Raw genomic sequence first — 9,013 nt, 5'->3', positions numbered from 1 at the left:
GGCCAGGTGCATCAATGGCAGGTCTCCCTCAAAGTCGCATTCGAAATCGAGGACAAGTAAAGGTCTGACAAGGTGGCTCCATCATCTGAACATGGGCAAGAAGCCCTCCGGCTGCGCAAACTCATGCTCATCGCCGCCATCGCTGCAGGCATGGTCCTCTGCTGCTTGGTGGCGCAGCCCTTTTTGCCCGCACTGACCTGGGCCATGGCCCTCTCCGTTCTCTTCACGCCATTTCAGGGCTGGCTTGAGTCAAAGCTCAGGCATCCTGGTCTGGCCGCCATCATCGCGGTGGTCGTGATCGCCTTCATCGTTGTCGTTCCGGTGCTCTTTGTCGGTCAGCACCTCATCGGCCAGGCCGCTCAGGGCGCACAGCTCATCGAAACCAAGGTGGCCACCGGCGAATGGCGCCGTGCTATTGAAGCACAGCCACGTCTCGCTTCGGTGGCTGTGATGATCGAGGATGACCTGGACCTGCCGGCCACGGTGAAATCTCTCGCCACCTGGTTCAGCACCACAGCAGGGTCCTTCGTCAGCGGCTCCATGTTTCAGGTCATCAGCTTTAGCCTCATCTTCTACCTGCTGTTTTTCTTTTTGCGGGATCGCCGCCTGGCTGTCGCCTCGCTTCACCACCTTTCACCGCTTTCCAGAGAGGAAACGGAAAACCTCCTTCTCCGCGTCCGTGATACCATTCAGGCCACCGTCTATGGCACGCTGGTCGTCTCCATCATTCAGGGGCTTCTGGCCGGGCTCATGTTTTGGTGGCTCGGTTTGCCCGCTCCTCTGCTCTGGGGCGTGGTGATGGCCATTCTCTCCGTCGTGCCCATGCTCGGCGCTTTCGTGGTCTGGATTCCCGCCGCGCTTTTCCTGGCTCTGGAAGGCAGCTGGGGAAAGTCGCTCATCCTGGTCCTTTGGGGCATGCTCGTCGTGGGAACGATCGACAATCTCCTGCGCCCCATCCTCGTCGGAAATCTGCTCAAGCTGCACACCGTCCTCGCCTTCATTTCCGTCGTGGGCGGATTGATGCTCTTCGGCCCCGCCGGACTCATCCTTGGCCCCGTGGTGCTCACCATCACCACCGTGCTGCTGGAAACCTGGCGCAGTCGGTCTGCTGACGAGCTGAGCACCCAGTGATAAGGGAGTCCAGCTTCACGAGTATCCCCAGCTAAACTCACTCCCATGGCCGAATCTCCTCCATCTCTGCTTTCGTCACTCTGGCGGCGCAAATCGACAATGATCGCCGCGCTCGCCCTCATCGGCATCGTCACGCATCTCATGCTGCGCTTTGCACTCAAGGCATCGCTGAATGCACAGCACCTGCCGCTGCTCTTCACACTCATCGTCGGCGGGCTGCCCATGCTCTACGATCTGCTGCGCAAGCTGCTGCGGCGCGAGTTCGGCTCCGATCTCCTCGGTGGCGTCTCCATCATCACCTCGCTCCTGCTGGGCGAATACCTCGCGGGCTCCATCATCGTCCTCATGCTCGCAGGCGGCGAGGCCCTGGAGAGCTACGCCTTGCGCAGCGCATCCTCCGTGCTCGCCGCCCTGGCAAAGCGCATGCCCTCCATCGCGCACCGCAAAGCCGGTGCAGATATTGCTGATGTCGCTTTGGCTGACATCGCCGTCGGCGACACCCTCGTCATCTACCCGCACGAGATCTGTCCGGCCGACGGCATCGTCACCGAAGGCCACGGTGTCATGGATGAATCCTACCTCACCGGCGAGCCTTTCCAGATCACCAAGACCACCGGCTCCGCCGTCATCTCCGGTGCCATCAATGGCGAGACTGCCCTGACCATCCGCACCACCCAAGTCGCCGCCGATTCACGCTACGCGAAAATCATGGAAGTCATGCGCGAGTCCGAAAGCAAGCGCCCGCAGCTCCAGCGCCTCGGCGACCAGCTCGGCGCCATCTACACGCCCGTCGCCCTCGTTGTTGCACTGCTCGCCTGGTTCCTCAGCGGAGATCCACTTCGCTTCCTCGCCGTCCTCGTCATCGCCACCCCCTGCCCTCTTCTGCTTGGCATCCCCATCGCCATTGTCAGCTCCATCTCCCTCTGCGCACGCCGTGCCATCATCGTCAAAAGCCCCGTCGTGCTCGAACAGATCGCCGGATGCCGCACCGCCATCTTTGACAAGACCGGCACCCTCACTTACGGCGCGCCCAAGCTCACCGAGCAGCTCCTCGCCACCGGCTTGGATCAAAAAGAAGTGCTCACCCTCGTGGCCAGTCTGGAGCGCTACTCAAAGCATCCCCTCTCACGCGCCATCATTGCCGCCGCCAAGGAGCAAAACCTAACCCTCCCCGAAGCCAGCGAGGTCAGCGAGGAGCCCGGCCTCGGACTGCGCGGCACCGTCGCAGGCCATCAGCTCCAGATCACCAGCCGCAACAAACTCATCTCGCAAAATCTCCCCGGCACCGATCAAATGCCTGCCATCTCTGGCGGCCTCGAATGCGTCGTCGTTCTCGACGGCCACTACGCCGCCACCTTGCGCTTCCGCGATGCACCCCGCGCCGAGAGCCGCAGTTTCGTCAACCACCTTGGTCCAAAGCATCACTTTGATCGCGTCATGATCATCTCCGGCGATCGCGAATCCGAAGTCCGTTACCTCGCCGATCAAGTCGGCATCTCTGAGATCCACGCGCAGAAAAGCCCCGAGGAAAAGCTCACCATCGTCCGCGCCGAAACCGCCAGGGCCAAAACCCTCTACGTCGGCGACGGCATTAACGACGCTCCCGCCATGATGGCCGCCACTGTCGGCATGGCCATCGGCCAAAACAGCGACGTCACCGCCGAGGCCGCCGGCGTCGTCATCATGGACAACTCGCTCAAAAAAGTGGACGAGTTCATGCACATCAGCCGCCGCATGCGCGTCATCGCCCTGCAAAGCGCCGTCGGCGGCATGGCACTCAGCCTCATCGGCATGGCCTTCGCCGCCACCGGCCATCTCCCGCCCGTCAGCGGAGCCATTGCGCAGGAGATCATCGACGTTCTCGCCGTGCTCAATGCCCTCCGTGCGGCGTTTCCACCGAAGATCATCCATGATCTGTAGCCGCATGGCCTGTCATTTCGGCATGTGAAACACGGTCGCTCAGTTTGGGGTCTCGACCCCATGGTGAAGACGCGCTGAGGGTCCTAGCCTTCGCCACATGAAGCCACCAGCTTCATGCAACAAACCAAACAACGCCCGCCAACATTATGAAAAAACGTTCCACCACACTCCTGTCGTCCTTCACGCTCGCCCTGTGCGGCATGCTTCTCCTCACCCCGGCCAGCCAGGCCGAAAACAAGAAGAGCCTGATCTCGAACGCCGAATCCACGTTCATCCAAAATGCCGCCATCTCCAGTCATGCGGACACAGAGTTCGCAGAGCTGGGCGTCAAGAAAGCTGAGAATGCCAGCGTGAAAGCTTTTGCCGAAACACTCGTCACCGACCACAAGGCGCTGAGCAAGGAAATCAAGAAACTCGCCGACGCGCAGAGTGTGGAGCTCTCCAAGGAGATCACCCCGGAGCAAACCGCCACGCTTCAGAAGCTCGAAAGAGCCACCGGTGCTGCGTTTGACAAAGAGTTCCTCGCGGCTTTCGCAGACGGCCACCAGTCGCAGATCAGCAGCTACGAAAAAGCCTCCAAAGACCAGAACGACCTGGAGCTGAAGGCCATCGTGGACAAGACGCTTCCCGTCCTCAAGGCGCACCAGGCCACGGCCATCGCACTCGCCGCGAAATAATCCCCGTCCCTCCACGGCGGATGCCATTCTTTCTGGCATCCGCTTTTTTGTGCCCATGAAACGCGGCCAGCTAACAAAAGGCGGGCGGGCAAACAAAAGCCTAACAGCTTGAACACCGCTCACCCGCCCCCTCCTCAGCCGTTCCCCGCATCTTCCCGCGTCAGCCTCGTCTCTCAGATCACACGGCTTCGCTTCGGCATGACAAGACTGAACACGCAGGCCCACACGGCGCTCAGTCCGCCGCCCATGAGGCAGCCTTCCACCGCGCCCATCATCCAGGCCACCATCGGATCGGCCACCATCAGCGGGCCCGCCCCTTCGTGTTGAAAAAACGTGGAGCCCGTCAGCCAGCCCCACACCCCGCCCCAGAACGCTCCCAGGCCTCCCCAGCACTTCACACGCCCCAGCGTGCTGAAGCCACCCACCCCCGTCTCACCCGCTTTGCGTTCACACCCGGCGAAGGAGAGCTGCTTCATCTCACACACGCAGCGCTGAAAATGCCGCGTGCTGGCTGCGTGTTCATCATGCGAATTGGAGACCGTTACAGCGGCATCTTGAGGAGGATTGAGCTTCATACTCTTGCAGGGGGGCTTGTTTCATCGGCACAAGCCAAACTTTAAGCCTCACACGCATCTCTTTCGATGGGGTGTTCCCCCCATTTTTTGGCCTCGCCTCCGTTGCAAAGCTTACCCTTATGCAAAGTAGGTTTACACCCCATGGCAGCGATCCGCCCTCAGCGTGCAAAATGATCCTGCCATGATGACGCACAGCAAAACTCACATTCTCGCCCGTCTTGAAATCGGACTTCGCACCGACTCCAAACGTTTGACCAAACTGGAGGACGAATTGATGCAGGTGCTTCAGCGCGGCCGTGGTCTCGGCACCGAATACGGCTCTCCCGGAGACTGGAGCAATGCCTGGGGCCATCACTGGGATCTCGTGGAGCGCATTCTGTGCAGCATTCACGACCTTGTCAGTGAGGTGCAGGACGGCATCCAGAGCCACGATACAAATCGGCATGAAAAAGCCCTGCAAACCTGGACCCGGCTGCAAATCGAAGACACCCGGCTGGAGCAGACCCTTCAAGCCCTGCAAGGCCAGGCGGTCGGTCTCAATGCCGCAGCCCAGTCCGAATGGGTCGCCATAGCCCGGAGTCTTGAGGCGCATCTGCATGTCATTCACAACTGTGCCGATGCCATGCGCATCAAGCTCGAACTGCTGAAGAATAACTCCAGTGCGGAGGTCGATGCGCAGGTGCAGAAGCTCCTCCTCCGCCTCTCCCGCTCCCCTGACAAACCAGGCGGCAGCCTCATCGACAGCGACGAGGAGTACCAGCACGCCGCCGTCGAACTCCAGCAGGAGAAAAACAAATTCATGGGCTTCGTCGATCTCGTCAAATGCATGTTCCTCTGGACCGACTCCACCCAGGAGCGCGCCGACAAAAACAGTCTGCAGGAATCCTTCTGATCCGCCCCTGTTCGAAAAAAACCTCCCCTCATGAAAATGAACATCGGCCTGTGGATCGATCATCGCAAAGCAGTCATCGTGCTCGAATCCATCGCTGGAAAGGAAATCCACATCATCCAGTCAGACGCAAACCGCCAGCCGGGCCGCATCGCTGGCACACGCTCCACCACCTCGTTTGAAGCTCAGAAGGTCAAGGCCGACGACGTCGCTCAGCGCAGGTTCACCGCAGATCTCCACCATTACTACCAGGAGGTGGTGGCTCTCGTGCATCATGCCACATCCCTGCTGGTTTTCGGCCCTGGAGAGGCCAAGGGTGAGCTGGTCAGGGAACTCGAACCTGCCATGCCCAAAGGCTTCCCCGTGGCCGTCGAAACCGCAGACAGAATGACCGACCGCCAGATCACCGCCCACGTCTGCGATTTTTTCAAAGAGGCAAATTCCGTCGTCCCTCTGCATTAGTTTCATCCTCTCCGCATGAATCCATTTTCTCAGCCTGAGATCACCGCATCGAGAGCTGCGGAAGTCTGGCCTCCTGAGACCGTGCTGGCCATCAATGTCTTCCTGCTGCAGCATCCTTCCTTGGACATGCAGCCCTGGTTTGAAGAGCAGGTCGTTTTACATTTGGGGTGTTCACCCCATGGCAGGCGCGTGGATTCCTCATCTATCGCTTGAGCCATGAAACTCAAGCTCAGGCACACCCGCAACAGCCTCCCGGAAAAAACTCGGATCGAAATCACCGCGCTGCTTCAGGAGCGCCTGACCGAATCCATCGACCTCATGATGCAGGCCAAGCAGGCTCACTGGAATGTGAAGGGCCACAACTTCATCGCGCTGCATGAGCTCTTCGACAAAGTCTACACCGACACCGGCACCTACGTCGATCTCATCGCCGAGCGCATCGTCCAGCTCGGCGGCATCGCCCAGGGCACCATTCGTGTCGTCGCCAAAAAATCCAGCCTGCCCGAATACCCGCTGGACATCACCAGCGGCAAAAAACACGTCGCCGAACTCGCCCACGCCATCGCCTTCTACGGCGAGCTCATCCGCAAGGCCATCGCCACCTCCACGCAGCTCAAGGACGCCGACACCGCAGACATCTTCACCGAAGTCTCACGCGGCTCTGACATGAACCTCTGGTTCGTCGAAGCTCACGAACAGCCCGAACATTAACCCACCCCCGCTGACATGAATGCTCTCGTTTATCATGGCGTGGGAAAGAAAGCCCTGCAGGACATGCCGAAGCCTGCCCTTCAGGAGGCCCCGGATGCCGTCGTCCGCATCACCAAGACCACCATCTGCGGCACCGACCTCCACATCCTCAAAGGAGACGTGCCCACGGTCACCGAAGGCCGCATCCTCGGCCATGAAGGCATCGGCCTCATCGAGGAGGCAGGCACCAGCGTCACCCGCTTTCACAAAGGCGACCGCGTCATCATCTCCTGCATCACCTCCTGCGGAAAGTGCGAGTACTGCCGCCGTGGCATGTGCTCCCATTGTGAAAAGGGCGGCTGGATTCTTGGCAACACCATTGACGGCACCCAGGCCGAGTTCGTCCGCATCCCGTGGGCGGATACCAGCCTCCACCACATCCCCGAAAACGCAGACGAGGAGGCCATGGTCATGCTCAGCGACATTCTCCCCACCGGCTACGAATGCGGCGTGCTCAACGGCTGCGTCAAACCCGGAGACACCGTGGCCATCATCGGCGCCGGCCCCATCGGCCTCGCCACCCTGCTCACCGCAAAGCTCTACACACCGGCGGACATCATCATGATTGATGTGGACGAACACCGTCTCGATGTCGCCAAACGCCTCGGCGCCACCAAGCTCATCGACAGCAGCGACGGCCGCGCCATGGCCAAAATCATGACCATGACCTACGGCCGCGGCGTGGATGTCGCCATCGAGGCCGTTGGCATCCCCTCCACCTTCGAGCTCTGTCAGTCCATCATCTCCCCCGGCGGGCACATCGCCAATGTAGGCGTGCATGGTCAAAGCGCACCGCTGCATCTCGAAAGACTCTGGTCGCAAAACATCACCATCACCACCCGTCTCGTGGATGCCGTCACCACGCAGCTCCTGCTCAAGACCATCATGTCCGGCAGGCTCCTCCCCAGGCAGCTCATCTCCCACCGCTTCATGCTGGGAGATGTCATGAGCGCCTACGAGACCTTTGGCCATGCCGCGCGCGATCAGGCGCTGAAGATCATCCTCACCAGTTCCTGACCTCAGGCACGCACCGAACGGGGTGAACACCCCATGGTTCTTCAGCAGCATCTGTCCCAAGATACATCTCAATCCATCCACCTCCCTTCTCCTAATGAACATCATCGTTATCCTTCTCATTCTTCTGCTTCTTGGAGGCGGTGGCTACGGCTTCAGCTCCGGCAACCATTTCATCGGCGGCGGTGCCAGCCTCATCGTCATCATTCTCATCGTCCTTCTCGTCACCGGGCGTCTTTAAAGATTAACGTCCCAATCTATCCCTTTATGAAACATCTCTCATTCCTTCTCATTCTCCCCCTTGCCCTCACCCTCGGCGTCTCCTCCTGCGTGGACACCGGCTACGCGGGCGGCGGTGGTTACGGCCGTGGTTTTGGCGGCGGCTACGGTGGCGGCGGTTTCAACACCTACTCCACCCTGCCCCGCAACTACAGCGGCAGCGCCTACAACCACAACGGCCGCTACTACTCCGGCGGCCAGTATCAAACCGGCAGCTACAGCTACCAGGGAAGGCCCTACACCAGCCGCTACTCCCACAACGGCCAGCACTACTACGGCGGCAGCCATCAGCACTACACCCCGCAGCACAACAGCGGCTACAATTCCAACCTGCGCGTCAACACCCCCGTCCTGCAGACTCACTCAAACAGCCAGTTCATGCAGGGACGCCGTTAATCAACGTCCGGCATGCGTGCGTGTGTGTAATCCACACTCACCTCATTCCCTCAACAGGGGCAGGTCTAACCACCTGCCCCTTCTCGCATTCAATGCTTCGATGAATCTTCTGAAATGGGGACCATTCTTTTGAGGCTTGCATAACAAGGCTGACATCATTGCCTTGAAGGCCAGCGGCCTTCCGAATTTCAGCCCACGGCTGCCGAGCTTCAGCGAGTGCTCCCCCGGGTTCTGCCAGCCACTCCGGCAGCAAGCCCAGCACTCCTCCACACGACGCCGCGTCCCAGCAGCGTCTGCTCCGCCATTGCGCCGCAGGTCGCCTCTTTTCATCACAAAGGTCAATCTCATCGCGGCCACCCGGAGGGAGCAGAGAAATGACATCACGATCCGCTGAAAACAGGTCTGTCTCTGAGGGCTTTTGAAAAGGGGGCATGCGATGTGGCAGCAGCCCACGATGGGACGAAGGATTTCAGGGACGCGCACAGCGCATCCCTACCATCCAGAGCAGCGCGTTCCGCAGGGCTGGTAGGGAACCGCTGTGCGGGTCCGAAGTTTCGGGTCTATGGCGTCGCGGGCGCTCAAAAAGGTACGCCGTCCATGGAATGAGGAAAGGCAGTCGATGGGGGCCGTTGCCGCGATGGTTCCAAGTGTGATATAATGCCACAATCATTGGAAAGCAGCTCAGCCTCTCAGCTTGAGGCTGCATCAAGACTCCTTTTCAACTGCTGATGGTATTAGCCGGTGGTGAAGCGAAGCGGTGCAGCGTGAACCACCTGACTCCGCCATGAAACAATCCCCCTTCAGAATCGCCTGCCGAAGGTAGGCGAGAAGCATTCCGCCTCCCAGCGCAAACGAGAAAACCGCACACGCTTCTCTCACACCACCACGACACCTTTCCGAACTCTCAATCAATCCGCACC

Annotated in this window: 11 protein-coding genes; 10 read left to right on the top strand and 1 reads right to left on the bottom strand. The window is 59.9% G+C overall.

Annotated elements, in window-relative coordinates; all coding sequences use genetic code 11:
- The first annotated feature begins 123 nt into the window (after nucleotides 1–123).
- The 3 genes from WAW39_RS16230 to WAW39_RS16220 all read left to right on the top strand — a co-directional run bounded on the left by WAW39_RS16230 (nucleotide 124) and on the right by WAW39_RS16220 (nucleotide 3,728).
- Nucleotides 124–1,131, top strand: a complete 1,008-nt coding sequence (locus WAW39_RS16230) for an AI-2E family transporter (protein ID WP_422320235.1) — start codon at nucleotides 124–126, stop codon at nucleotides 1,129–1,131.
- A 45-nt stretch (nucleotides 1,132–1,176) separates the two neighbouring features.
- Nucleotides 1,177–3,051 carry a heavy metal translocating P-type ATPase gene (locus WAW39_RS16225; protein ID WP_422320234.1) on the top strand — a complete coding sequence of 625 codons (1,875 nt, stop codon included), beginning with the start codon at nucleotides 1,177–1,179 and terminating at the stop codon, nucleotides 3,049–3,051.
- Nucleotides 3,052–3,197: 146 nt separating this feature from the next.
- Entirely contained in the window at nucleotides 3,198–3,728 is a 531-nt protein-coding gene (locus WAW39_RS16220; RefSeq protein ID WP_422320233.1) for a DUF4142 domain-containing protein, read from the top strand.
- A gap of 173 nt (nucleotides 3,729–3,901) precedes the next feature.
- Here WAW39_RS16220 and WAW39_RS16215 read toward each other — a convergent pair whose 3' ends face one another.
- Nucleotides 3,902–4,303 (bottom strand): permease, encoded by a 402-nt coding sequence (locus WAW39_RS16215; RefSeq protein ID WP_422320232.1) that lies wholly within the window; start codon nucleotides 4,301–4,303, stop codon nucleotides 3,902–3,904.
- 181 nt (nucleotides 4,304–4,484) lie between these two features.
- Here WAW39_RS16215 and WAW39_RS16210 point away from each other — a divergent pair, with 181 nt between their 5' ends.
- From WAW39_RS16210 to WAW39_RS16180, 7 genes are all read left to right on the top strand, one after another.
- Nucleotides 4,485–5,195 carry a hypothetical protein gene (locus WAW39_RS16210; RefSeq protein ID WP_422320231.1) on the top strand — a complete coding sequence of 237 codons (711 nt, stop codon included), beginning with the start codon at nucleotides 4,485–4,487 and terminating at the stop codon, nucleotides 5,193–5,195.
- A gap of 30 nt (nucleotides 5,196–5,225) precedes the next feature.
- Complete coding sequence (locus tag WAW39_RS16205) at nucleotides 5,226–5,654, top strand: hypothetical protein (protein ID WP_422320230.1); 429 nt, start codon at nucleotides 5,226–5,228, stop codon at nucleotides 5,652–5,654.
- Between the two features lie 15 nt (nucleotides 5,655–5,669).
- Nucleotides 5,670–5,867 (top strand): hypothetical protein, encoded by a 198-nt coding sequence (locus WAW39_RS16200; RefSeq protein ID WP_422320229.1) that lies wholly within the window; start codon nucleotides 5,670–5,672, stop codon nucleotides 5,865–5,867.
- 3 nt (nucleotides 5,868–5,870) lie between these two features.
- The gene (gene dps / locus WAW39_RS16195) at nucleotides 5,871–6,365 is read left to right on the top strand and encodes a DNA starvation/stationary phase protection protein Dps (RefSeq protein ID WP_422320228.1); all 495 of its coding nucleotides are present in this window, start codon (nucleotides 5,871–5,873) and stop codon (nucleotides 6,363–6,365) included.
- Nucleotides 6,366–6,380: 15 nt separating this feature from the next.
- Nucleotides 6,381–7,421, top strand: coding sequence for a zinc-dependent alcohol dehydrogenase family protein (locus tag WAW39_RS16190; protein WP_422320227.1), 1,041 nt, complete (start codon nucleotides 6,381–6,383; stop codon nucleotides 7,419–7,421).
- 94 nt (nucleotides 7,422–7,515) lie between these two features.
- On the top strand, nucleotides 7,516–7,659 hold the full coding sequence (locus WAW39_RS16185; RefSeq protein ID WP_422320226.1) for a DUF3309 family protein: 144 nt from the start codon (nucleotides 7,516–7,518) through the stop codon (nucleotides 7,657–7,659).
- Nucleotides 7,660–7,685: 26 nt separating this feature from the next.
- Complete coding sequence (locus tag WAW39_RS16180; protein ID WP_422320225.1) at nucleotides 7,686–8,093, top strand: hypothetical protein; 408 nt, start codon at nucleotides 7,686–7,688, stop codon at nucleotides 8,091–8,093.
- Nucleotides 8,094–9,013: the final 920 nt, after the last annotated feature.

It is taken from the genome of Prosthecobacter sp. (genome assembly GCF_049294395.1).
Classification (GTDB): Bacteria; Verrucomicrobiota; Verrucomicrobiia; order Verrucomicrobiales; family Verrucomicrobiaceae; genus Prosthecobacter.
The sequence above is the reverse complement of the archived record's forward strand: the minus strand, read 5'-3'. Positions and strand labels throughout refer to the sequence as shown.

Bases quoted from the DNA above. Each gene is read 5' to 3' on its own strand.
- WAW39_RS16230 (WP_422320235.1), top strand. From the start codon at position 124: ATGCTCATCGCCGCCATCGCTGCAGGCATGGTCCTCTGCTGCTTGGTG.
- WAW39_RS16225 (WP_422320234.1), top strand. From the start codon at position 1,177: ATGGCCGAATCTCCTCCATCTCTGCTTTCGTCACTCTGGCGGCGCAAA.
- WAW39_RS16220 (WP_422320233.1), top strand. From the start codon at position 3,198: ATGAAAAAACGTTCCACCACACTCCTGTCGTCCTTCACGCTCGCCCTG.
- WAW39_RS16215 (WP_422320232.1), bottom strand. From the start codon at position 4,303: ATGAAGCTCAATCCTCCTCAAGATGCCGCTGTAACGGTCTCCAATTCG.
- WAW39_RS16210 (WP_422320231.1), top strand. From the start codon at position 4,485: ATGATGACGCACAGCAAAACTCACATTCTCGCCCGTCTTGAAATCGGA.
- WAW39_RS16205 (WP_422320230.1), top strand. From the start codon at position 5,226: ATGAAAATGAACATCGGCCTGTGGATCGATCATCGCAAAGCAGTCATC.
- WAW39_RS16200 (WP_422320229.1), top strand. From the start codon at position 5,670: ATGAATCCATTTTCTCAGCCTGAGATCACCGCATCGAGAGCTGCGGAA.
- dps (WP_422320228.1), top strand. From the start codon at position 5,871: ATGAAACTCAAGCTCAGGCACACCCGCAACAGCCTCCCGGAAAAAACT.
- WAW39_RS16190 (WP_422320227.1), top strand. From the start codon at position 6,381: ATGAATGCTCTCGTTTATCATGGCGTGGGAAAGAAAGCCCTGCAGGAC.
- WAW39_RS16185 (WP_422320226.1), top strand. From the start codon at position 7,516: ATGAACATCATCGTTATCCTTCTCATTCTTCTGCTTCTTGGAGGCGGT.
- WAW39_RS16180 (WP_422320225.1), top strand. From the start codon at position 7,686: ATGAAACATCTCTCATTCCTTCTCATTCTCCCCCTTGCCCTCACCCTC.